General features: G+C 61.8%; 17 protein-coding genes. 6 read left to right on the forward strand and 11 right to left on the reverse strand.

Features of this window, described 5'->3' with window-relative positions; genetic code table 11:
• The first annotated feature begins 163 nt into the window (after positions 1-163).
• The 3 genes from rplL to GXP34_13270 all read left to right on the forward strand — a co-directional run bounded on the left by rplL (position 164) and on the right by GXP34_13270 (position 8,094).
• Complete coding sequence (gene rplL, locus GXP34_13260) at positions 164-547, forward strand: 50S ribosomal protein L7/L12 (protein ID NOY56933.1); 384 nt, start codon at positions 164-166, stop codon at positions 545-547.
• Positions 548-754: 207 nt separating this feature from the next.
• The gene (locus GXP34_13265; protein NOY56934.1) at positions 755-4,138 is read left to right on the forward strand and encodes a DNA-directed RNA polymerase subunit beta; all 3,384 of its coding nucleotides are present in this window, start codon (positions 755-757) and stop codon (positions 4,136-4,138) included.
• 26 nt (positions 4,139-4,164) lie between these two features.
• Positions 4,165-8,094, forward strand: coding sequence for a DNA-directed RNA polymerase subunit beta' (locus tag GXP34_13270; protein NOY56935.1), 3,930 nt, complete (start codon positions 4,165-4,167; stop codon positions 8,092-8,094).
• A 132-nt stretch (positions 8,095-8,226) separates the two neighbouring features.
• On the opposite strand, the gene GXP34_13275 is transcribed toward GXP34_13270, so the two are convergent.
• From GXP34_13275 to GXP34_13325, 11 genes are all read right to left on the reverse strand, one after another.
• Positions 8,227-8,937, reverse strand: a complete 711-nt coding sequence (locus tag GXP34_13275) for an ABC transporter ATP-binding protein (protein ID NOY56936.1) — start codon at positions 8,935-8,937, stop codon at positions 8,227-8,229.
• Positions 8,937-9,689 (reverse strand): ABC transporter ATP-binding protein, encoded by a 753-nt coding sequence (locus GXP34_13280; GenBank protein ID NOY56937.1) that lies wholly within the window; start codon positions 9,687-9,689, stop codon positions 8,937-8,939. The genes GXP34_13275 and GXP34_13280 overlap by 1 nt, the downstream gene beginning before the upstream one ends.
• A complete protein-coding gene (locus GXP34_13285; GenBank protein NOY56938.1) occupies positions 9,686-10,648 on the reverse strand; it encodes a branched-chain amino acid ABC transporter permease in 963 nt (320 codons plus the stop codon). The genes GXP34_13280 and GXP34_13285 overlap by 4 nt, the downstream gene beginning before the upstream one ends.
• Positions 10,645-11,511, reverse strand: a complete 867-nt coding sequence (locus GXP34_13290; GenBank protein NOY56939.1) for a branched-chain amino acid ABC transporter permease — start codon at positions 11,509-11,511, stop codon at positions 10,645-10,647. The genes GXP34_13285 and GXP34_13290 overlap by 4 nt, the downstream gene beginning before the upstream one ends.
• Before the next feature lie 64 nt (positions 11,512-11,575).
• On the reverse strand, positions 11,576-12,931 hold the full coding sequence (locus tag GXP34_13295; protein ID NOY56940.1) for an amino acid ABC transporter substrate-binding protein: 1,356 nt from the start codon (positions 12,929-12,931) through the stop codon (positions 11,576-11,578).
• A gap of 259 nt (positions 12,932-13,190) precedes the next feature.
• Positions 13,191-14,132, reverse strand: a complete 942-nt coding sequence (locus GXP34_13300) for an ABC transporter permease (GenBank protein ID NOY56941.1) — start codon at positions 14,130-14,132, stop codon at positions 13,191-13,193.
• Positions 14,132-15,190 (reverse strand): ABC transporter permease, encoded by a 1,059-nt coding sequence (locus GXP34_13305; protein NOY56942.1) that lies wholly within the window; start codon positions 15,188-15,190, stop codon positions 14,132-14,134. Before GXP34_13305 ends, GXP34_13300 begins: the two co-directional genes overlap by 1 nt.
• Positions 15,187-16,659 (reverse strand): ATP-binding cassette domain-containing protein, encoded by a 1,473-nt coding sequence (locus GXP34_13310; protein ID NOY56943.1) that lies wholly within the window; start codon positions 16,657-16,659, stop codon positions 15,187-15,189. Before GXP34_13310 ends, GXP34_13305 begins: the two co-directional genes overlap by 4 nt.
• A gap of 321 nt (positions 16,660-16,980) precedes the next feature.
• Positions 16,981-18,282, reverse strand: a complete 1,302-nt coding sequence (locus tag GXP34_13315) for a BMP family ABC transporter substrate-binding protein (protein NOY56944.1) — start codon at positions 18,280-18,282, stop codon at positions 16,981-16,983.
• A gap of 120 nt (positions 18,283-18,402) precedes the next feature.
• Positions 18,403-18,864: a PaaI family thioesterase gene (locus GXP34_13320; GenBank protein NOY56945.1), complete on the reverse strand. Its 462-nt coding sequence runs from the start codon at positions 18,862-18,864 to the stop codon at positions 18,403-18,405.
• Positions 18,865-19,006: 142 nt separating this feature from the next.
• Positions 19,007-20,293, reverse strand: a complete 1,287-nt coding sequence (locus GXP34_13325; protein ID NOY56946.1) for a hypothetical protein — start codon at positions 20,291-20,293, stop codon at positions 19,007-19,009.
• Positions 20,294-20,639: 346 nt separating this feature from the next.
• Between GXP34_13325 and GXP34_13330 the strand changes: the two genes are divergently transcribed.
• Genes GXP34_13330 through fusA form a run of 3 tightly spaced genes read left to right on the forward strand, consistent with a single transcriptional unit; the run spans position 20,640 to position 23,632 of the window.
• A complete protein-coding gene (locus GXP34_13330; protein NOY56947.1) occupies positions 20,640-21,011 on the forward strand; it encodes a 30S ribosomal protein S12 in 372 nt (123 codons plus the stop codon).
• Positions 21,008-21,478 carry a 30S ribosomal protein S7 gene (gene rpsG, locus GXP34_13335; protein NOY56948.1) on the forward strand — a complete coding sequence of 157 codons (471 nt, stop codon included), beginning with the start codon at positions 21,008-21,010 and terminating at the stop codon, positions 21,476-21,478. The genes GXP34_13330 and rpsG overlap by 4 nt, the downstream gene beginning before the upstream one ends.
• A gap of 39 nt (positions 21,479-21,517) precedes the next feature.
• Positions 21,518-23,632: an elongation factor G gene (gene fusA / locus GXP34_13340; protein ID NOY56949.1), complete on the forward strand. Its 2,115-nt coding sequence runs from the start codon at positions 21,518-21,520 to the stop codon at positions 23,630-23,632.
• The last annotated feature ends 94 nt before the right edge of the window (positions 23,633-23,726 follow it).

A 23,726-nucleotide genomic window follows, 5' to 3' on the forward strand; every position in this document is an offset into this window, starting at 1 on the left:
CCTGTGGTCGAGGAGGCCCCTGTGGTCGAGGAGACCCCTGTGGTCGAGGAGACCCCCGTGGCTGAGGAGACCCCCGTGGCTGAGGAGACCCCTGTGGCTGAGGACGCTGCCGATAAGGGCACCGAGACCGATGATGAAGACGCTGCTTCCGAGGAGGAATGACATGGCCAAAATGACGACAGAAGAACTCTTGGAAGTCTTTGAAGGAATGACCGTCCTGGAGTTGAAAGATTTTCTCGATGCGTTCGAGGAGAAGTTCGATGTGACCGCGGCCGCACCGATCACCGTGGCTGCAGTTGCCGCCGGTGGCGGCGAGGACGCCGCCGAGCAGGAGAAAGACGAGTTCGATGTCGTTCTCTCCGCGATCGGCGACAAGAAGATCCAGGTCATCAAAGAAGTTCGGGCTCTGACCAGCCTCGGATTGAAAGAGGCCAAGGCGTTGGTCGACAATGCACCCGGAGTCGTGCTCGAGGGTGTCGACAAAGAGGCTGCCGAGAAGGCCAAAGAACAACTCGAGAGCGCCGGAGCAACCGTCGAACTCAAGTAGCACCGAGCACCTGGCACCTGGCACCTGGCGCCAGGTGCCGGCTGCCTGTGTTTACCCTTGACCTCGCCTGGCCAAGACGATATGTTGGTTCTGCAAGAGGTCGACAGAGGTCGGCCGATCAGGTTCGTATTGCCGCTTGGGTAGGTGTGTGTTACCCTGGCTTTTCGCCGTTCGCAGTCAGGTCCCAAGGGTTCAAGGAGAAGTCAGTTGCCCTCGCGCGTCAGCCCACGTCTGTCCTTTGCAAAAATCCCCGAAGTTCTGCCGATCCCCAATCTCCTCGCTCTTCAATACGAAAGTTTCCAGTGGTTTCTCGAAGAGGGACTGAAGGAGATCTTCGACGCGATCTCGCCGATTGAAGACTTTACGGGGGAGCTTGCGCTCGATCTCGCAGACCATCGCTTCGGGGATCCGCCGCGTTCCGTCGAAGAATGCAAGGAACGCGATGCCCATTACTCGCGTCCTCTGTTCGTCACCGCCCGGTTCGTCAACAAGAAGACCGGAGAGATCAAAGAGCAGCAGGTGTTCCTCGGCGATTTCCCGATGATGACCGACAAGAGCGTGTTCATCATCAACGGCACCGAGCGTGTCGTGGTCAGCCAGCTCGTGCGGTCACCCGGTGTCTACTTCGACCGTACGCCGGACAAGACCTCCGATCGCGAGATCCACAGTACGAAGATGATCCCCGGCCGAGGTGCATGGCTCGAGTTCGACACGGACAAGCGCGGCACGATCGGCGTGCGCGTTGATCGGAAGCGTCGTCAGCATGTCACCGCGTTCCTGCGGGCGCTCGGCATCGCCGAGACGGACGAGGAGATCCTCGACTTGTTCGAAGGCGCGGCAGCCATCCGGACGACGCTCGAACGTGATACGACGATCGATCGCGAGGACGCACTCCTGGATCTGTATCGCAAGCTCCGTCCGGGTGAGCCGACGACGGTCGAGTCTGCTCGTGGACTGTTGCAGACACTGTTCAAGAATCCCAAGCGTTACGACCTGACCAAGGTTGGTCGCTACAAGATGAACCAGAAGTTCGGTCGTCCGATTCCGGAGGAGTATGAGCCGGCCACGATGGGACTGTTGACCGACGACGACATCCTCGATGCGATCGGCTACCTCATCGCCCTGCACGCCGGTCAGGCGATGTTCATGACCAGGGCCGGGATCGAGATCCCGGTACGGATCGATGACATAGACCATTTTGGCAACCGTCGTATTCGGACCGTTGGTGAACTGATCCAGAACCAGGTGCGCGTCGGGTTGACTCGACTGGAGCGGGTGGTTCGTGAGCGGATGACGACACAGGATTCCGATGCGATCACACCCCAGAGCCTGATCAACATCCGTCCCGTCATCTCGGCCATCAACGAGTTCTTCGGCTCGAGTCAGTTGAGCCAGTTCATGGACCAGCCGAACCCGCTCGCCGGAGTCACCCACCGGCGCCGTCTCTCCGCGCTTGGGCCGGGCGGTCTCTCCCGTGAACGGGCAGGATTCGAGGTTCGTGACGTTCACTCGTCTCACTACGGCCGCATGTGTCCGATCGAGACGCCGGAAGGTCCGAACATCGGCCTGATCGGTTCGTTGGCCACGTACGCACAGGTCAACAAGTACGGATTCATCGAGACTCCCTACCGCAAGGTCGTCGATGGGAAGGTGACCAATCAGATCGACTATCTGACCGCTTCGGAAGAGGAGCGTTTCGTCATCGCGCAGGCCAACGCCGCGCTGAATGCCGACGGTACGTTCGCCAAGGACAGGGTTCTCGTGCGGATGTCCGGTGGTGGCGGCGAAGTCGACTCTGTGCCGCCATCGGAGATCGACTACATGGACGTCTCTCCGAAGCAGATCGTCTCGATTGCCACGGCACTGATTCCGTTCCTCGAACACGACGATGCGAACCGGGCGTTGATGGGGTCGAACATGCAGCGACAGGCTGTGCCCCTCGTACACCCCGAAGCACCGCTCGTCGGAACCGGTATCGAAAGTCGGCTTGCCCTGGACTCGGGTGACATGGTCGTCTCGAAGGTCGCCGGCACGGTCGTCGACGTGACGGGCGACTCCATCGTCATCAAGGAAACCGGCAAGAACGTCAAGCACATTCACAGGGTGCAGAAGTTCGAACGTTCGAACCAGGGGACGTCGATGAACCAGAAGCCGATCGTTTCGATCGGGGACAAGGTCAAAGTCGGGTCCGTTCTCGCCGATGGTCACTCGACCGATCGTGGCGAGTTGGCTCTCGGGCGAAACCTGCTCGTGGCGTTCATGCCGTGGAGGGGACACAACTACGAGGACGCGATCGTGATCTCCGAGCGGCTCGTCAAAGAAGACGTCCTCACTTCGATCCACATAGAGGAGCACGAGATCAGGGCCAGGGATACCAAACTGGGCGCCGAAGAGATCACTCGGGACATCCCGAACGTGGCGGAGGAATCCCTCAGGAATCTCGACGATGACGGGATCATCCGTGTCGGGGCCGAAGTCGGACCCGGTGACTACCTGGTCGGCAAGGTCACTCCGAAAGGCGAGACCGAACTGACGCCGGAAGAGCGGCTGCTGAGGGCCATCTTTGGTGAGAAAGCCCGCGAGGTCCGTGACACGTCGCTGCGCGTGCCGCACGGCGAGACCGGCAAGATCATCGGCGTTCGCATTCTGCGGCGTGCTGAAGGGTACGACCTCAAACCCGGCGTCAATGAGATGGTGCGGGTCTACGTCGCCCAGCAGCGCAAGATATCGGCCGGTGACAAGCTGGCGGGTCGCCACGGAAACAAGGGTGTGATCTCCAAGGTTCTGCCCGTCGAGGACATGCCGTTCCTCGCGGACGGCACCCCGGTGGACATCATCCTGTCGCCGCTCGGTGTGCCGTCACGGATGAATCTCGGCCAGGTGTTGGAGACCCACCTCGGGTGGGCAGCCGCACAGGGATGGGAACCGTTCGAAGGGGACAGCCCTGCGGCCAAAGGCGCCGAACCGTGGACCCGGGTCGCAACGCCCGTATTCGACGGAGCCGGCGAAGACGAGATAGCCGATGTCATCGCACACGCGTTGCCCAATCGCGACGGGCAACGGCTCGTCAACGAGTCCGGCAAAGCCGTGCTCTACGACGGTCGCGACGGCGAGCCGTTCGATACCCCGATCACGGTGGGCTACATCTACGTCTTGAAACTGGTCCACCTCGTCGACGACAAGATCCATGCCCGTTCGACCGGCCCCTACTCGATGATCACCCAGCAGCCTCTTGGAGGCAAGGCCCAGTTCGGCGGGCAGCGGTTCGGAGAGATGGAGGTGTGGGCGTTGGAGGCCTACGGTGCCGCCTATGCGCTCCAGGAGCTGCTCACGATCAAGTCGGATGATGTCGCAGGCCGTGTGAAGGTCTACGAGGCGATCGTCAAGGGTGAGAACATTCCGGAGCCGGGGATACCGGAATCGTTCAAGGTCCTGATCAAGGAAATGCAGAGTCTCTGCCTCAACGTCGAGATGCTCTCGGCGGGTGAGGAAGTGGAACTCCGCGACCTGGAAGAAGACGTCTACCGCACGACAGAATCTCTTGGGATCGACTTGTCCCGTCCTGAACGCCGCGAGACCACCACCGTCTGACCAAACACACACCGGGAAGGAGTGCTGTGCGCCAGCCCTTCGATGAACTGAAGATCAGCCTTGCGACGACCGACCAGATTCGGTCCTGGTCGTACGGCGAGGTGAAGAAACCCGAGACGATCAACTACCGGACACTGAAGCCCGAGAAAGATGGTCTGTTCGACGAACGGATCTTCGGGCCGACGAAGGACTGGGAGTGCTACTGCGGCAAGTACAAGCGCATCCGCTACAAGGGGATCGTGTGCGAACGATGCGGTGTGGAGGTCACGCGTTCCAAGGTTCGGCGTGAGCGAATGGGCCACATCGAGCTCGCAGCGCCGGTGACGCACATCTGGTTCTTCAAAGGGGTGCCCAGCCGTCTCGGATACCTGCTCGACATGTCTCCGAAAGAACTCGAGAAGGTCATCTACTTCGCCGCGTATCTCGTGACGTACGTCGACGATGAGCGGCGTCACAAGGACCTCTCCGAGCTGGAAGATACGATGCGCGCCGAACTCGAGGTCATCAGCGAAGAACTCGAAGAGTGGCGAGCGGCGCGTCTGGAGCGTCTGGAGCAGGAGCTCTCGCAGATGGAAGAGGGCGGAGCGAAAGCTCAGGAGATCAGCGCACGACGCCGTGAGGTCGAGAAGGAGATCAAGGAACGCGCAGAACGTGCGGCCCGCGAATCCGAGCTCGTCGAAGAGGCTTTCGACACCTTCCGTGTCATGGGACCCAAGACCCTCGTCGAGTCGGAGCCGCTCTGGCGACAGATCGTCGAGCGGTACGAGTCCTATTACGTCGGCGGGATGGGAGCCGAGGCGATCAAAGACCTCTTGAGCCGAGTCGACCTCGACGCGGAGATGGAGAGACTGATCGCCGACCTCGACGCCCGTTCCGCACAGCGCAGGCATCGGGCGACGCAGCGGATGAAGGTGGTCAAGCCCTTCCATGAGGGCAAGAACGATCCGACGGCGATGATCCTGGAAGCAGTTCCGGTGATCCCGCCCGAGCTGCGGCCGATGGTGCAGCTCGATGGTGGTCGGTTCGCCACGAGCGATCTCAACGATCTGTATCGCCGCGTCATCAACCGGAACAACCGCCTCAAGCGACTCCTGGACCTGGGTGCCCCGGAGATCATCATCAACAACGAGAAGCGGATGCTGCAAGAAGCCGTTGATGCCCTCTTCGACAACGGCCGACGTGGCCGTGCGGTGACTGGGCCGGGCAACCGCGCGCTCAAGTCGCTGTCGGACATGCTCAAGGGCAAGCAGGGCCGGTTCCGTCAGAACCTGCTTGGCAAGCGTGTCGACTACTCGGCCCGTTCGGTGATCGTTGTCGGGCCTTCGCTGCAGCTGCATCAGTGTGGGCTGCCGAAGGTCATGGCGCTCGAGCTGTTCAAGCCTTTCGTGATGAAACGACTTGTCGACCAGGACCTCGCCCAGAACATCAAATCCGCCAAGCGGATGGTCGAGCGTCATCGGCCGCAGGTTTGGGATGTGCTCGCCGACGTGATTCAGGAACACCCCGTGTTCCTGAACCGCGCACCGACGTTGCACCGTCTCGGCATCCAGGCGTTTGAGCCCATCCTCGTCGAGGGCAAGGCCATTCAGATTCACCCGCTCGTCTGTGAGGCGTTCAACGCCGACTTCGACGGTGACCAGATGGCCGTTCACTTGCCGCTGTCTGCAGAGGCGCAGGCCGAGGCCCGTGTTCTCATGCTCTCCGCGAACAACGTGCTCTCGCCGGCGAGCGGGCGACCGATCGTCACTCCGAGCCAGGACATGGTCATCGGTGTCTACTACCTTTCCGAGATCGTCGAAGATGCGAAAGGGACAGGGTCGATTTTCAGCAACGTCGACGAGGCAGTGATGGCGTACGAGTCGGGTCATGTGTCCCTCCACGCTCCGGTGAAGATCCGGGTCGGTGAGATCGCCGGTTCTGCAGAGATGCACGACCTGCTGAAGGGGTCGTTGGCCTCGCTGCTCACCGAAGATCCCGTCGACGGATCTCGACCGCTGGATACGACCGTTGGTCGTGCGATTCTGAACGGAGCATTCCCGCTCAACTTCCCGTATGTGGATGCCGTCGTATTGAAGTCCGACATCCGGCGTCTGATCGAGGAGATCATCGCCAACTACAAGAAGAACGAGGTGCAGAAGTTCCTCGACGCGATCAAGGACCTCGGCTTCTACTACTCGACTCGTGCGGGGTTGACGATCGGTCTCGGCGACGTGAAGACGCCTCCGGAGAAGGGGAAGATCATCGCCAGGTATGAGAAGGTTGCCGAGAAGGTTCAGCAGCAGTTCCTCAAAGGGGTGATCACCGACGACGAGCGGCGTCAGGAACTGATCGAGATCTGGATGAGAGCCACCGATGAAGTCAAGGATGCCATGGAGGTGACGCTCAAGGCGGAGAAGTTCAACCCGATCGACATGATGATCCGCTCCGGCGCTCGGGGCAATGTCATGCAGGCCCGGCAGATTGCAGGGATGCGTGGGCTGGTGGCCAATCCGAAGGGCGACATCATTCCCCGTCCGATCATCTCGAACTTCCGGGAGGGCCTGTCCGTTCTCGAGTATTTCATCTCGACCCACGGGGCTCGCAAAGGCCTCGCGGATACTGCGTTGCGGACCGCCGACTCTGGTTACCTGACTCGGCGTCTCGTCGATGTGAGCCAGGAAGTCATCGTCAGCGAGGAAGACTGCGAGTCGGATCGTGGGATCGTCGTTCTTGTCCGTGACGAGTACGACCGTCCGATACGTAACGCTCATACCAGCTTGTTCAGCAGAACACTCGCCGAAGACGTCAAGGTCGGGCGGAAGCTGGTAGAGACCGACCACGGTGTCAAACTGCGGGCCGGCACGGTCATCGGACGGCCGGAGATCCTTGCCCTCGCGAATGCCGAGGACGTCAAGAAGGTCAAGGTTCGATCCGTGCTGACCTGTGATTCGGAGTACGGCGTGTGTGGTACCTGTTACGGGATGAGTCTTGCCACAGGCCGGACGGTCGAACTCGGCGAGGCTGTGGGGATCATGGGCGCCCAGTCGATCGGTGAGCCGGGAACACAGCTGACGATGCGGACCTTCCACACCGGCGGTGTTGCCGGCGCGGACATCACTCATGGTCTTCCCCGAGTCGTGGAGCTGTTTGAAGCCCGCACCCCGAAGGGCAAGGCGGTGCTCGCCGAAGTCGGTGGTGTCGTCCATGTCGAGGAAGACGAGGAAGGTCGCCGCGTGATTGTCGACGGTCCTGAAGGCGAGGCCACGTACACGATCTCGCGTCGTGCCCGGGTGCTCGTTCAGGAGGGCTCCGAAATCGAGCCGGGTACTCCGCTCACGCAAGGATCACTCGATCCGAAGGAGGTCCTGGAGATCTCCGGCGTGCGAACCGCCCAGAAGTATCTCGTCGATCAGGTCCAGAACGTGTACCGGTCCCAGGGTGTGGACATCCACGACAAGCACATCGAGTTGATCGTGCGCCAGATGCTGCGTCGGATCCGCGTCGTGAGTGTGAACGATTCCTCGTTCCTTCCGGCGGAACTCGTGGATGAGCGCCGCTTCCGTGACGCCAATCGGGCGCTCGTCGGTGAAGGCAAGACGCCGGCAGAAGGCCGTGCCGAACTGATGGGGATCACGAAGGCTTCTCTGGCAACGGACTCGTGGCTGTCGGCCGCTTCGTTCCAGGAGACCACCCGCGTGCTGACCGAGGCAGCGATCTCCGCCAAATCCGACCACATGCGCGGTCTCAAGGAGAACGTGATCATCGGCAAGCTGATCCCGGCGGGGACGGGATCCAAGATGTACCAGTCGATCGAGCCGGTCCTTCCCGATGCGGCACCGATGTCGGCGCTCGGATTGTTCGGAGAGCCGACCCCTTCGACGTCGGAAGAGGACATGCTGCCGGCAGATCCGGCGGAATGGTTGGCATCACTCGGCGGATCCGAACCCATCCAACCGGAAGACGACGACGACGAATGATGATGCCGGATCCGGGAGGGTCCACATCGGTGTTTGGTGAGAAGTACCGGGCGGTACCGCCCGGTACTTCTCCTTTCTCACCGATCACGGATTACTGATCACTGGCAACCGGGTCTCGGGCGGGCGAGTCTGTCAGATCCCCAGATACGCCTGCTTGACGGCATCGTTCTGTTCGATCTCTGCAGACGTTCCGTGGAAGTCGACTTTGCCTTCGCTCATGACGAAGGCGTACTCGCTGACTTTGAGGGCCATGCGGACATTCTGTTCGACGAGCAGAATCGTCAGGCCTTCCCGCTGGAGCTGCTGAAGAGAATGGAACAGCTCGAGGGTGAGCACCGGTGCGAGACCGAGGGACAGTTCGTCGATCATGAGGATCTTTGGTTCCGCCATGATCCCGCGGGCCACGGCGAGCATCTGCTGCTCACCGCCACTCATGGTTCCGGCGCTCTGCTTGGAGCGTTCTTCGAGCCGTGGAAACAGTGTGAATACCTTTGTGAGATTGCTGTCCATGCGGGCGCGGGCCCGTTTCGGCGTCGCGCCCATCTCGAGGTTCTCGCGAACGGTCATGTCGCTGAAGAGCTGGCGCCCTTCCGGGACCATGATCATGCCGAGTTCCGCCTTCGCATGAGCCGGCATCCGGCTGACATCTTCGCCCTGGAATGTCACGGTGCCTTCCCACGGGGTGATCTGACCCATGATCGTGCGGAGCAACGTCGTTTTTCCTGCGCCGTTGGAACCCACCAACGCCGTGAGTTTGCCTTCTTCCACGACCAGGTCGAGACCCCAGAGGATCTGCAGTTCTCCGTAGCCGGAGACGACGCCGCGGACGTCGAGCATTTCCATCACGACCTCCCCTCTTCCAGGATCTGGGCTGCCAGCTCCGGATTGCCGAGGTATGCCTCGATGACCTGCTCGTCCTCGGAGACTTCCGATGGGGTCCCATCCGCGATCATTCCTCCGTAGTTGAGGACGATGATCCGGTCGGAGAGGTTCATGATGGCATGCATGATGTGCTCGATCATGATGATCGTGACACCCTGGTCCCTGATCTGGCGGATGGTGGTGAGCATGCCGTGGACTTCCGTCTGGTTCAGTCCTGCCAGCACCTCGTCGAGCAGCAGCAGATGCGGTCTCGCTGCGAGCGCTCGAGCCATTTCGAGTCGCTTCTTCTGCGCAACATTCAGACTGCCCGCAAGCATCTCCGAGCGTTCGTGAAGATGCACGAACTCCATCACCTCGTCGGCCACGTCGCCGGCGGCTCCGATCGAGAGGTCGTCCTTGCCGTAGCAGGCGCCGACGATCACGTTCTGGCGAACCGTCAGCTCATTCAAAGGGCGGACGATCTGATGTGTTCGGGACAACCCCAGATGGGCGATGCGGTAGGTCCGCTTGCCGGTGATGTCGGTTCCGCGAAAGATGATCTTGCCGTGAGTCGGGGAGAAGACGCCGTTGATGCAGTTGAACAAGGTTGTCTTGCCGGCCCCGTTCGGGCCGATCATCCCAAGGATCTCGCCACCGTGGAGTGAGAAACTCACGTTGTCGACGGCGGTAAGCCCGCCGAACTGCTTCGTGACCTCTTGGACCTGCAGAATCATTCGAGCACCTTCCGCAGGCGGGGGAAGCGTTTGCGTAACCAGCCGATGGCTCCACCCGGGATGAACAAGATGATCAGCAGGAGCAGGAGGCCGGCCACGGCGAGCTGCACGTTCTTGAAAACGGGGCTTGTGAGGAGCGACCTGCGAAGCTGCTGGTAGACACCGGCACCGAGTACGGGCCCGATCACCGTTCCGAAACCTCCGAGCATGACCATCACGATCAGCTCTATGGACTGCTGGAGCCGAAAGGCGTCACCGGGCTCGATGTTGCCGTTCTTGAAGAAGAACAGCACACCGATGAGGCCGGGGAAGACCGCAGACAACACATAAGACCAGGTCTTCGCGTTCGGAGCGTTGACTCCCATGACCTCTGCTGCGTCTTCATCTTCCCGTATCGCCAGCAACCCCAGTCCAAACTTGGAGCGCTTGACCACGTACGAGACCACGATGACGATCACGGTGATGGCCGCAACGGCCCAATAGACGGTCCACAGTGCGGTCGCCGCGCCCCCGTATTCCTTGTAGACCGAGAACTTCAGATCCATCCCGACGGGACCGCCGAAGGGTTTGAAGTTGTTGACGAGCGCCCGCATGGCCTCGTTCACTCCAATCGTGGCCAGAGCGAAATACGCACCTCGTAAATGGAGGATCGACTTGCCGAGTCCGAGGGCGAGCAGGCCGGCAGCCACTCCGCCGGCGAGCACCGAGAGCCACAGGCTCCAGCCCAGCTGGCTGACCGTGTAGAAGCCGACGTAACCGCCCACGCCGAAGAACACGATATGACCGAACGACACATAGCCGGTGTAGCCGAGCAGGATGTTGAGACTCGAGGCGAGAGCGATTGCCATGAGGATCGTGGACATGGATTCTCGCGTGCTCGCCTTTCCGGACACGGCCGGTATGAGGGCGAGAACGACCACGATGGCGACCGTGAGAAGGAGTCCTGGGACCCGCTTCATGACTTCTTCTTCCCGAACAGGCCTTGCGGCATGACGAGCAGGATCATGATGAAGAGAACGAACTCGAGTACCGGAACCCACGTCGTTTTCATGAACACGGGGACGATGCCCTCGATGAGACCGAGGATCAAGCCCCCAACCAGGGCGCCGAGAGGATTGCCGAGCCCTCCGAGCACGACGATCACGAAGCTCTTCAACTCGTAGATCCCACCCCCCAGGATGTTGATCGGCAGGATCGTCGAAATGAGCCCTCCCGCAATCATGGCGAGCATCGTGCCGATGCCGAACGTGAGCGCCAGGATTCGGGTCGAAGGGATGCCCATCAACTCGGCTGCCTGCCGGTTGTTGGCGACCGCCCTGATGTACTTGCCGTGGCGCGTGCGATACATGAACCAGTAGAGGAGGAATGTCACCAGGATCGCCACGGCCGCTGCCGAGAGGCTGGTGCCGGTCACTGTGATGGGTCCGGCGCTCACACTTCCGAGCGTGTACTCGACGTTGTAGGACGTCGTCGACAGAATCGCCGTCCCAATTCCGATGATCATCATGTTGACCGAGAACGTCGACAGGAGGCTCGACAGTGGTGGCGCGTCGATCACCCGGTGAACGGCGACGAAATAGACGAGGAATCCGAACGCCAGGCCGACGGCGGCGACGATGATCAAGGCAAGGAACGGATTCAGTCCCAAGAATGTGAAGAGCTCATAGACGCCGAACATCCCGATCGCGATCAGCGGTCCATGAGCCAAGTTGATGACGTCCATCACCCCCCAGATCAGCGTGAGACCCATCGCGGCTATGCCGTAGACGAATCCCATCAGCAGACCGTCGAACGATGACGCGACGAGCATGTCCAGGCTCATGGGAGCCCCTTGGGCTGCAGCCCTCCCGTGGTGCTACGACCACGGGAGGGGAATCGATATACCGTCACCGTGCGAGCGGGTAGACGGCGTCTGCAGTTGCACCGGCTTTCGGCCAGACGATCTGCTTCACGAGTTGGTCACCCGACTTCTGCCACTGGACGACGACCATGTCGTGGGCGATCTGGAGGCCGTGGAAGTCGGCGGTCGTGTCGAACCTGAGTGGACCGAAGAAGGTCACCAGGTTCGTGGCGTCGAGCGCAGCCTTGATTGCATCGTTGTCGAGCGAGTCCGCCTTCTGGATCGCGTACTGGAGCAGAAGGCCTGCGGCGTAACCACCGGCGGAGTGATACGAGGGTTCCTCGCCGTACGCAGCCTTGTATTCGGAAACGAAGTCGCTGCTGGAGAGGCCGATCCAGTCTGCACCTGCCGCCGCGGCGGACGCTTCCGTGAACTTGACGGCCGGTTCCCACTGGCTCGGGCCGGCGATGCCGAGGGCGGCGTCGCCGAGCTCGGCGAACGTCGGCTCAGGTGGCGCAACCAGCAGAGACACGAACTTCACGGGGACGTTCTTCTCATAGAGCTGGCGGGCGAATGCACTGCCGTCTTGGAAGTGGCCTCCGCCAAGAATCGCGTCTGGCACCGCCGCCTGGATCTTGTTGATGAACGGATTGAAGTCGGTCGTCTCGGGGTCATAGCCCTCGAACAGGACGACATCGAAACCGTTGTCCTCGGCGTACTTCTTTGCGGCCTTGACGACACCTGTCGAGAACTTCGAGTTCTCGTAGACGAAAGCGATCTTCTTGGCGCTCGGATCGAGGCTCGTCAGCAGGTCGACGGAGCTGGTCAGATAACGACTGGACGGGGTGTACACCTGGTAGACCGAGGTGTAGCCCTGTGTGTACACGGAGTCGGATGCAGCTCCTGTGGTGATCATGACCTTGCCGTACTGCTCGGCGATGACGGCGGAGGCCGCCGTCAGGCCACTCGAATACGGGGAGATGAGGAAGTCTGCATCGTCGTCGGTCGCGAGCTTCGTGTACAGCTCCTGGACACGATCCTTGTTGGACTCATCGTCGTAGGTCACCGCCTTGAACGTGATGACGGTGCCGTCGCCGAGTGTGATGCCGCCGGCGTTGTTCACATCGTCCATCCACAGCTGAAGACCGTCGACCTGGCGGGTCGAAGACGTGTTGAACTTGCCTGTCACCGAGGCCGTGAATCCAATCGTGACGACTTTGGGGGCAGGTGCTCCGGGCGCCGCGGTCGTTCCGGGTGCCGCCGTTGTTCCGGGTGCCGCGGTCGTTCCGGGTGCCGCGGTCGTTCCGGGTGCCGCGGTCGTCGTCGTACCGCCGGACGCGCAAGCGCCAAGCACGAGTGCCAGCACCAATACCAGTGCCGACCAGAGATGAGTGCGTTTCACTATGAATCCCTCCGGGATCGAGTTCGACGAAGGCGACCCGGCGTTGCCGGGTCGTGGGTCGAGTTGGGTTGGGAGATCGGATGTGGAGTGGGTGACCAGTTTGCATCGCCTCGAGTGGCCATGGCAAATTCACCTTCGGTCATGCTGACACACCTCCATATCCGCCCACGGGATCCTAGCATCGGCGTATCTCTCGTGACCTGGTGGGATCGATGTGCATGCGAGCCGTACCTCGCACCGACACTCTTGGCCGGACGCGTTACTCGGGCTCGAAACGCGTCCCGCTGGCGGAGGGCGGTTCGCTCGCGAGGAACTCACGGAGCGCCGGAAAGCGGTTGGCCAGTTGCTTCAGCCAGTCGGTGTAGACGATCAACAGCGTCAGGATCATGATCGGGAACGGCAGGCTCGGGAGGATCTGGGAGACGGTGGGGAACACCGGCTGTAGCTGGATTGCGACGATCTGCAGGGCCCCGAAGAGGTAGGCTCCGAGCGCCGCTCTGTACGGATGCCACCCTCCGAAGATCACGATGGCGAGGGCGATCCATCCGAAGTTGAGCGTGTGCTGGAACGACCAGCCCAGTTTCACGTCCAGAGAGAAGGCGGCACCCGCGACGCCGACGAGGGCGCCGCCGACCGCCGTGTACAGGTAGCGGAGGCGGTTGACCGGGATACCCCTGGAATGTGCGCCTTCGGGGCGCTCGCCGACCGCTTGGAGCTTGAGCCCGGGCCGCGTCCGGAAGACGAACCAGTAGGCGACGAAGATGAGCACGATACTGGAATAGACCATGAGATCCTGTTGGAAGAAGACAGGTCCGATGAAGGGGATCGAGGCAAGCCCCGGGATGGGCAGATGTGGCACACCGGCCAGAGGCTGGTGGACGTACGGATTGCCGAGGAACGTGGAGAGGTCTCGCGTCAAGGCAAACATCACGAAACCGACGGCCACCTGGTTCAGGGTCAGCGTGATGCTGGCGTAGGCGATCACCAATGCCACGAGAATCCCGACGACGGCGGCAGCGGCGAAGCCCAGTGTCGTGCTGCCGGTGGTGAAGGCGACGGCGAAGCCGGCCATTGCCGAGAGCATGATGCTTCCGTCGAGGGAGAGGTTGACGACTCCTGCCTTCTCGGTGATGGTCTCGCCGACGACGGCGAAGACCAGTGGAGCCGATGCCGCGACGATCGATGCAAAGACGGCTTCCATCAGTGTTCCCCTGCCGGCGATGTTGAGGCCGCGGAGCCGATTCGCTTTCCGCGCCGGACCTGGAGGCCCTGCGCCAGCATGGCGAAGAGCACGAGGATGCCCTGAAGCACACCACCAAGCGACGAGTCCAGGTTCAGCCGGAGCTGCAACTGCGTGCTGCCAACGGAGATCATGGCAAAGAAGAAGGCGACGGGAGGCACCCAGAGCGCGCTGAGACTCACGAGAAGGGCGACGAGGATGCCGAGGTAGCCGTAGCCGCCCGATACGGCCGGCACGAGTTTGTGGAAGAAGCCCGTGACCTGGACCGTTCCTGCGAGTCCTGCAAGTCCGCCACCGATGGCGAACGCCGACAGCATGTAACGGTTGGTTGGGATGCCGAGCAGATAGGCGCTCTTCGGATTCCGGCCGACCGCCTTGATCCGAAGTCCGTAACGTGTCCCTCGCAAGAGGAGGTAGACGGCCACGACGGCCAGAACGGCAACACCGACGCCGACGAGCGACAGGCGTGATCCTGCGACAGTCGGCAGCCAGGCGCGTTCCGGGAACGGGTTCGTGCCGCTCGTCGAGGCGATACCGGCGCGTTTCCAGGGACCGATGATCAGGTAGGTGGCCAGTGCTTGTCCGACGAAGGTGAGTCCCAGCCCTCCGAAGATCTCGTTGACTCGTCCGTACACCTTGAGTGCACCCGCGAAGAGGGCCCAGATCATCCCTCCAAGCGCTCCGGCGACCATGGTGAGAACGATGAGCACCCAGACCGGCCCGTCGACCGTACGAGCCACATAGCTTGCAGCGATGGCTCCGGCGATCACCTGCCCTTCCACACCGATATTCCAGAGCCCCGCGGTGTAGGTGACGACGAGACCGGCAGACGTGAGCACGAGGGGGATCCAGGCCATGAGGGTGTCGGAGAGCTTCCGAGTGCTTCCGACGGACCCTTTCGCGAGAAGGTTGAAAGCCTCCAACGGTGGAGCGTTGACGAGCAGCATCAGGCCGGCCGCAACGAGAAGGGCGGCAACGATCGCAAAGACCGCCGAACCGAACCTGCGTGACCAGTTCATGCGGTGATCTTTCGTACGCCGCCGATCAGATAGCCGAGCTGCTCGACCGTGGCGCCGGCGGTGTCGATGACATCGAGGATCTCTCCCGAGAAGAACACGGCGATCCGGTCCGAGTACTCGAGAAGCTCGTCCAGGTCCGAGGATGCGAACACGATTGCGGTTCCGTCATCCCTTCGCTCGAGGAGTTGTCTCCACACCCAGTTGGCGGACTCGATGTCGAGCCCACGAGTGGGATGCTGCATGAGCAGGACGCGAAGCTCGTCCGGGGTCATGGCAAGGAGGAGTCGCTGCTGGTTTCCGCCGGAGAGCTCTTCGGCTGTGCTGTCGGGACGTCCCTTGATGAAGTGCTCCTCGATGAGCACTGCCGCGCGACGCTCGGCGGCTGCCCAGTCGATGAAGAAGCTGGTCTCCCCTCCGGCGAGCACGAAATGCTCGGTCAAGGTGACACCGGCCAGCAGTCCCTCCTCGAGGCGGCCCGCAGGGAGGTAATGCACGCCCGCCTCCAGGAAGTCGCGGTAGCCGCGATGGGACATGTCCTGGTCACCGATGAGCAGCGAGCCGGTCTCAGGTTTCAGCAGTCCCGCCGCAGCGCGCAGGAAGGTCCGCTGGCCGCTGCCGACGAGGCCGGCCAGGCCGACGACTTCGGACGAGCGCACGGTCAGCGAGAGGTGCTCCATGGTGAGAAGGTCGTCGCGCAGGGTCACATCGCGTACGGTGAGCGCAGGTGGCCCGAGTTCGACGTCCTTGCGTTGCACGGTGACGACGACTTCCCCGAACATCATCTCGACCAGTTGGTCCGTCGGGCAGGGGAGATCCGCGGCGCCGACGACTCTTCCGGCTCGAAGGACGGTCACCTTGCTGCAGAGCTGTTGGACCTCTTCGAGCTTGTGCGAGACGAAGATGACGATCATGCCCTCCGCTGCGAGGGCTTTCAACGTGGCGAACAGCTTCTCGCGTTGCGTTTCCGAGATGCCGGTCGTCGGTTCATCGAGGATGAGCACTCGAGCCCCCAGCCACAGCAGGCGGGCGATTTCGAGCTGTTGACGCTCACCGATCGTCAGTTCTCGGGCGGCAGCATCGGGATTGAGGTCGAAGCCGAACCGTCCGCACACCTCCAGCAGATCCCTGCGGGCTTTCTTGCGGTCCACCTGCAGGTGCCCCGGACTTCCGATGAGGAAGTTGTCGACAACCGAGAGTGGAAGGAACACGAGGGGATCCTGATGCAGCATGCCGATCCCGTGACGGAGCGCATCGTCGGGTGAGGTCAGCTCCAGCCGTTCTCCATCGAGAATGACGTTGCCGGAGTCGGCCAGGTAGAAGCCGGACAGGATCTTCATGAGCGTCGACTTGCCGGCGCCGTTTTCCCCGAGGAGCCCGTGAAGCTCGCCCGCCTCGACCTCCAGTGTCACTCCGTCGTTGGCGCGCACCGGGCCGAAGTACTTGTGGATGTCCAGCAGCCGCAGGCTCATATGGCAGCCACCATAGTGTTCCGGCAGGCGGTGTTCATGGTGTCTGTGTCGAGTCGGGAGCGTTGCTCGCCGAGTTCTCCATCCCCGACGCATTCGGGGCTTCGAGCCGACGGCTCGAGACCGGCAACTGTCAATCGGCAATTGGCACGGCCGCCGCATTCGCCCCGCGGTCTTGCATCGACGCTACTCGCGCCACGAAATACGAAGTACGAAACTCAAAGTGAGAAATACGTGAAGGAACCGAGCCCGTACCTCGCGCCCGAGTGCCGGCCGAGGAGGGGGACGGTGCGAACACCGTCCCCCTCGCATCCGTGCGCCTGTCTAGCTGGACGTGCTGGCGCCCTTCATGCCTTCGAGCAGTTGGGGCATGTACCAGATCTGTGAATCCGTTGCGGTCTCTCCGTCCGCGAGGAACGGAGTGCCGTCCTGGAAGTTCAGCGGTCCGCTCCACAGATTGATCGAACCATCTGCCAGTCCGGCGATGAACGTGTCGAGCTGAGCTTTGTTCTCGGCAGAAAGACCCGGGCCCTCGGCAAAACCGATCGCGCTGGTGTCCGGGTTGTTGATGTTGTTCCAGTCCGGTCCGTTCCACTGCCACTCGGCCTTGAACGTACCGTTCTGCACGGACTGGGCCACCTGCAGGTACGCAGGTCCCCAGTTGAAGTATGGGACACCGAGACAGATGTCCGGTTTCTGTTCACAGGCACCCTCGAAGTCGTAGGGTACTGCCCACACCGTTTCACCGGAGTCGGCCCGTTGGCCTGCAACGACGAGTGCTTCGGAGGTGTCGATTCCGGAGATGACCACATCGGCCCCACCATCGAAGAAACTGTTCGTGACGACAGTCGGATCTGCGGTCACACCAGGGATGTTGAACCAGAATCCGATCCAGGAGACTTCATACTTCAAGTCGGAGGCGGCTTTGCCTCGGTAGTTTTCCCAGCAGTACTTGGCGCCCAGGTAGGCGGAGTCGGTGAGCCGGCGGGTCTCGTCATTCGCCAGTGGACCGAGATACGCGATGGATCCCGTCTGGGTCGTGAGCCCGGCGGCGCAACCACCGATCATCTTGCCGTAGATCATCCGGCCCATGATGTTGCCGAGGTTGTCGATGCCGGCAAAGGCCTTTCCGTCTTTCCAGGCACTGTCGCCGGACGTCCAGATCATCGGGACGTCGGGATGCGCCTTGGCTGCGGCTTCGATGCCGTCCTTCATGTCGTCCGAAGTGGCGAAGATCAACTTGGCGCCCTGTTCGATCATGTCATCAACGACCTGTTCGACGCTCGTGCCCGGTCGATCGGCAGGGTTCACCTTGTCGAGGGTGATCATCTTCGCGCCGAGTTTCTTCTCGACATACTGGCCACCTTCGTAGTTGGCCTGACTCCACCCACGATCGTTTTGCGGTCCCACCAGGATCATGCCGAACACCAGCGGCTCGGCGGGTGGCGCGGTGGTGGTCGTGTTGCCGCTGGTGCTGGTGGTCGTCCCCGGTGCCGCGGTGGTCGGTGCCGTCGTGGTCCCCGGTGCCGCAGTGGTGGTCGTCGTGCCGCTGGCACAGGCGGCGAGGACAAGTGTGAATACGACTGCCACCAGCAACAGCGGTGACAGGCCTTTACTCGGTCTCATAGGTTCCTCCGTCCAGTTTGCACCGGCCCTGATGGACCGGGCTCCAACATCCATGCTATCGAGGTTTTGGCGGGAGACTCCGTTCTCGTGACGCTTGGTCCGGACTATCCCCACGAAACGTCACGAGAACGTATCTTCGGGCATCTTTACCAGCACCGCCGATCCTTTCACCGTTCTCTTGTCCCCCGCGTAGAAGTCGGTGGTGACGACGACCTTGCGGTCCTTGACCTCGACGGCATGTCCGATGAGACGCACGGGTCCCATCGGGGTCGGTGCGAGGAAGTCGACTTCGAGATGGGCGGTGACGAAGCGGGGAGCCTGTTCACTTCCGATTTCCACGCCTGCCTTCCGCATGGTGTAGATCGCTGCCGATCCGGTGGAGTGGCAATCGATCAGGCTGGCGATGAGGCCACCATATACGTAGCCCGGGACGGCGGTGTGGTAAGGCTTTGGGGTGAATTCGGTGACGGTCTCATCGCCCTCGAGCACGGTCTTGATCTGGTGTCCGACCTCATTGAGGCTGCCACATCCGTAGCAGTGGGCCACGTCGTCGGGGTAGGTATCTTGGATCGCGATCTTCATGACGAAAACCATAGCGATCGGCGATCAGATTCCCGTCACGCATTGCCGGCAGGACCCTGGCCGGTTTCTGTTTCCACGGTCTTGTGCCACGTGGGGCTGCAGTACCGAGCACCGCATACGAAGCACGCCGAGCGAGGCGAGCTCAGGGGCTCCACCAGTTACCTCCGAGGACCAGCAGGCTGATCAAGGCAACCGAGTCTTCGTAGTACCCCTCGTGGCGGGCGCGGATCGCCGAGTACAGGGCGTCGATCCATGGTTGCTGATCCGTGTTGACCATGGCGGCGACGGCCAGAGGGCCGCCGAACAGAACGCTGAAGCCGGCGTCTGCGTCGAGGGGGCGCCCGTCGAGCTCATATCCCGAGTTGAGGGACAAGGGGTCGCCGTCGGCGATGGCGCTCGCCCAATGGGAGAGCTTCAGCATTCTGTTCCTCCAGAACGGATCGTCCGAGGTCAGCGCATGTGTGCCGACCCACAACGGGTAACGCGCAGCAGTGTTCCCGAAGGCTCCGTCTGCGGGACCCATGAGGTACCCCGCAGGTGCTGGTCGGGGAGCTCCGTTGCGGCCCGCGACGGCGAACCCGGGCATCAGCCCCGTCAGGCGTGACCACTTCGCCTCCAAGGCTGCGATCTCTCCCTTGGAGGCTTTGGCAGTCTTGTCCCACAAGCTGTCGGAGGTGAATCTTCCGAAGGCCGCGAAGTGATCCGGCATGATGTCCGAGATGCGCACCGTCTGCTCGTTGTAGACCGCCCCCGTGGGGTCGACCCAGTCGCCGAGCAGCGGAAGATGGCTGGTGGGCCCGATGGTCGACTTCTCGATCGCTCTGATCAGGACTCTTGCCTCGACCTTGTAGTCGACCGCACCATCCGAACCCCACTGTCGGTCGGCCAGAAGGAGGGCGTAGGCGATACTCACGTCGCCACCGAAAACGCTGCCTGACATGCCTCGATCGGGAACCTGCATCGCCTTCATGAGATGTTTGTCGATGTCGGAGGGATGTTCCCTCGCGTAGCTCCACAGGGCATCGAAGAGTTGCTGCGCCTCGAGGTCGTAGCCGCCCATCAGCGCGACGATCATCATTGCATATCCCTGGCCTTCCGAGACGGTCGCCCCCGAGCGCCGCTCCCCGCCCTTCGGGTGTGCCTGTCCCGAGTCGAGACCGACGAGATAGTGCTCCTTCCAGAAGTCGTAGAAGCGCCGCGTGTCGGCATCGATGCTCGTTGCCGAAGGGGCGATGTGCGACGCGGGGTAGTCGACGTGTTGTGGGAACGGGCGTGCAGGCACGACGAGAGCCGGTGTCTCGGCGACGGTTGTGGACGGCACCGGAGTAGTTGTTGTCGTCGTCGTCACGGTTGGTGGGGGAAGAGGGGCAGGCGCCGTGCACGCAGCCATGACCATCGTGAGAACGACGAGCAGCCTGATTCTGATCATAGGCGGCGACCCTACCAGTGGGGATATCGTTGCAGCGAGTAGCCGGACGTCTTCCGGATACGGCCGCGAGGAACGGTCCGAACACGACGATGAAGGCGGAACGTGCCATCCCGCAGAGTCCAACCGCCCGGAAGCCGCTATGATCAAGACAGCGGAACCGATCCGCGGTTTTGACCGTTGTGAGCTGTCTTCATATACTGCATCGCCGTGGTCTTGAACCCCTAACCCCTCCAATCTAGGGCCCACCGATGTGACCCGCGTCGGTGATCCATGGTCCGGAGTCGGGTACATAAGGGTCGGCGATACCGAGGATTCGGGCGCCGACTTTCGCGTGTCGAGGAGCACAATGCCGACAATCCAGCAGCTGGTCCGAGAGGGCAGGAAGCCGAAGCCGAAGAAGGAAAAGACGCCCGGTCTCGCCGGTGCGCCGCAACGACGCGGCGTGTGTACCCGCGTCTACACAATCACTCCCAAGAAGCCGAACTCGGCGTTGCGCAAGGTCGCCCGCGTGCGCCTCACGTCGGGGATCGAGGTCACCGCGTACATCCCTGGAGAGGGTCACAACCTTCAGGAGCACTCGATCGTGCTGGTCCGAGGCGGCCGTGTGAAGGATCTCCCCGGGGTGCGCTACAAGGTCATTCGCGGCACATTGGATGCCTCCGGTGTGGCAGAACGCAAACAGGCTCGTTCCCGCTACGGAAGCAAGAAGGAGTCCTGATGCGTCGCGGACCAGCCACCAAGCGTTTCATCGAGCCGGATCCGGTGTTCCGGAACCTGCTCGTCTCCCAGGTCATCAACAAGGTGCTCCTGGACGGGAAGAAGAATGTCGCCCGCTCCGTGGTGTACGGAGCACTCGAGATCGTCGAACGCCGGGCCGGGCAGGATCCGGTCACGGTGCTCAAGCGGGCGGTCGACAACATTCGGCCGCAAGTCGAGGTCCGTTCCCGTCGAGTGGGAGGGTCCTCGTATCAGGTACCGGTCGAGGTCTCGCCGCGCAGGGCGAATTCGCTCGCCGTTCGATGGCTCGTCGGATTCGCTCGCAAGCGCAAAGAATCAAAGATGACGGAACGTCTCGCCAACGAGATCATGGATGCTTCCAACAACACCGGCTCCGCCGTCAAGCGTAAGGAAGACATTCACAAGATGGCCGAGTCGAACAAGGCGTTCGCCCACTACCGCTGGTAACCCGCTCCCACTGACAACCCCATAGCGACTGAGGATGAGATGAGTAACGGATCAAGGGACGCGCTGGCCGGATTGCGCCAGTACCCGCTGAGCCGGACCCGGAATATCGGGATCATGGCACATATCGACGCGGGCAAAACTACCTTGACCGAGCGCATCCTGTACTACACGGGCAAGACGTACAAGCTCGGCGAGGTCCATGAAGGCGCTGCCGTCATGGACTGGATGGAACAGGAGCAAGAGCGCGGGATCACCATCACCTCGGCCGCTACCACCGCCGGATGGCACGACCACTGGATCAATATCATCGACACGCCCGGCCACGTCGATTTCACGGTCGAAGTCGAGCGTTCCTTGCGGGTCCTCGACGGTGCCGTTGCCGTGTTCGACGCCGTTGCGGGAGTGGAACCGCAGTCCGAGACGGTGTGGCGCCAAGCCGACCGTTACAACGTTCCCCGCATCTCCTTTGTCAACAAGATGGACAGAATAGGGGCGGACTTCTTTGCGTCGGTTGCCTCGATCCGTGAGCGTCTGGAGGCGAACCCGGTCCCGATCCAGCTCCCCATAGGAGCCGAGGGCGATTTCCGGGGTGTCATCGACCTCATCGAAGAGCGGGCTCACATCTGGCAGGGCGATGACGGCAAGCGCTGGGACACCGTGGCGATTCCCGACGAGCTGGCCGAGGCTGCACGCGAATGGCGGGGAAAGATGATCGAGGCGTGCGCCGATGTCGACGATTCCCTGCTCGAAGAGTATCTCGAAGATGTCACGATCGAACCCGGCGAGATTCACACGGCGATTCGCAAAGGTACTCTCGAAGGCACGTTCACACCGGTGCTCTGCGGGTCGGCGTTTCGCAACAAGGGCGTCCAGCCGCTGCTCGACGCGATCGTGGCCTACCTTCCGAGCCCTTCGGATCTCCCGCCGATCCAAGGTTTCAAGCCGGGCGACGAGAAAACGATCGTCACTCGGCGCGCAGACGATACCGAGCCGTTTACCGCGCTCGCGTTCAAGATCATGAGCGATCCGCATGTCGGCAAACTCACGTATTTCCGTGTCTACGCAGGCACGGCACCGAAGGGCGGCCAGGTCATCAACTCGTCATCGGGTCGCAAAGAGCGCCTCGGCCGCCTACTGCGTATGCACGCCAACCATCGGGAAGACCTGGAAGCCGTTCACACCGGTGATATCGTGGCCGTGGTCGGGCTCAAGAGCACGACGACCGGGGACACGCTTTCTGCCGTCGGTTCGCCGATTCAGCTCGAGTCGATGACGTTCCCAGCCCCGGTGATCTCGGTTGCGATCGAACCGAAGACGAAGGTCGATCAAGACAGACTCGGGGATGCCCTCCGCCGATTGTCGGACGAGGATCCGACGTTTCTCGTCCGATCCGACGAGGAGACCGGTCAGACGATCATCTCCGGGATGGGCGAGCTACACCTCGAAGTGCTCGTCGATCGTCTCGTGCGCGAGTTCCGGGTCGGGGCGAACGTCGGCAGGCCGCAGGTCGCCTATCGCGAGACCATCAAGGGTGGCATCAAGAAGGTCGAGGGACGCTACGTGCGTCAGTCCGGGGGACGTGGTCAGTACGGCCATGTCGTCATCGACCTCGAACCGACGGGTCCTGGAGGCGGGTACGAGTTCGTCGACAAGATCAGGGGAGGTCGTGTGCCCCGTGAGTACATCCCGTCGGTCGATGCGGGGATCGAAGAGGCACTCGATCAGGGCATCCTCGCCGGTTACCCGCTGGTGGATGTTCGAGCGACTCTCGTCGACGGGTCTTATCACGACGTCGACTCTTCGGAGATGGCGTTTCGGATCGCAGGGTCGATCGCTTTCCAAGAAGCGGCGAAGCGGGCCGGCGTGAAGCTCCTCGAGCCGGTGATGGAGGTGGAGGTCGTCACGCCCGAGAACTACATGGGGGACGTGATCGGCGACCTGTCCTCTCGCCGGGGCAAGATCGAGAGAATGGATCAACGGGGGAATGCCCGTGTCGTCACGGCGCAGGTGCCACTCGCAGAGATGTTCGGCTACGCGACAGACCTTCGGTCTCGTACGCAAGGCCGTGCTACGTACACCATGCAGTTCCATTCGTACCAGGATGTTCCCGAAGCTATTGCCAAGGAAATCGTCGCCCGAGTTCGTGGCGAATAGAAAGAAAGGGTTTTGTGATGGCGAAGGCGAAGTTTGAGCGGACGAAGCCGCATGTGAATGTGGGGACGATGGGTCATATTGATCATGGGAAGAC

This window comes from Actinomycetota bacterium (assembly GCA_013152275.1).
Classification (GTDB): Bacteria; Actinomycetota; Acidimicrobiia; order Spongiisociales; family UBA4744; genus BMS3Bbin01.

What these genes read in the sequence shown, in the direction of transcription:
- rplL (NOY56933.1), top strand. Translation starts at nt 164, where the DNA reads ATGGCCAAAATGACGACAGAAGAACTCTTGGAAGTCTTTGAAGGAATG.
- GXP34_13275 (NOY56936.1), bottom strand. Translation starts at nt 8,937, where the DNA reads ATGGAAATGCTCGACGTCCGCGGCGTCGTCTCCGGCTACGGAGAACTG.
- GXP34_13280 (NOY56937.1), bottom strand. Translation starts at nt 9,689, where the DNA reads ATGATTCTGCAGGTCCAAGAGGTCACGAAGCAGTTCGGCGGGCTTACC.
- GXP34_13285 (NOY56938.1), bottom strand. Translation starts at nt 10,648, where the DNA reads ATGAAGCGGGTCCCAGGACTCCTTCTCACGGTCGCCATCGTGGTCGTT.
- GXP34_13290 (NOY56939.1), bottom strand. Translation starts at nt 11,511, where the DNA reads ATGAGCCTGGACATGCTCGTCGCGTCATCGTTCGACGGTCTGCTGATG.
- GXP34_13300 (NOY56941.1), bottom strand. Translation starts at nt 14,132, where the DNA reads ATGGAAGCCGTCTTTGCATCGATCGTCGCGGCATCGGCTCCACTGGTC.
- GXP34_13305 (NOY56942.1), bottom strand. Translation starts at nt 15,190, where the DNA reads ATGAACTGGTCACGCAGGTTCGGTTCGGCGGTCTTTGCGATCGTTGCC.
- GXP34_13310 (NOY56943.1), bottom strand. Translation starts at nt 16,659, where the DNA reads ATGAGCCTGCGGCTGCTGGACATCCACAAGTACTTCGGCCCGGTGCGC.
- GXP34_13315 (NOY56944.1), bottom strand. Translation starts at nt 18,282, where the DNA reads ATGAGACCGAGTAAAGGCCTGTCACCGCTGTTGCTGGTGGCAGTCGTA.
- GXP34_13320 (NOY56945.1), bottom strand. Translation starts at nt 18,864, where the DNA reads ATGAAGATCGCGATCCAAGATACCTACCCCGACGACGTGGCCCACTGC.
- GXP34_13325 (NOY56946.1), bottom strand. Translation starts at nt 20,293, where the DNA reads ATGATCAGAATCAGGCTGCTCGTCGTTCTCACGATGGTCATGGCTGCG.
- GXP34_13330 (NOY56947.1), top strand. Translation starts at nt 20,640, where the DNA reads ATGCCGACAATCCAGCAGCTGGTCCGAGAGGGCAGGAAGCCGAAGCCG.
- fusA (NOY56949.1), top strand. Translation starts at nt 21,518, where the DNA reads ATGAGTAACGGATCAAGGGACGCGCTGGCCGGATTGCGCCAGTACCCG.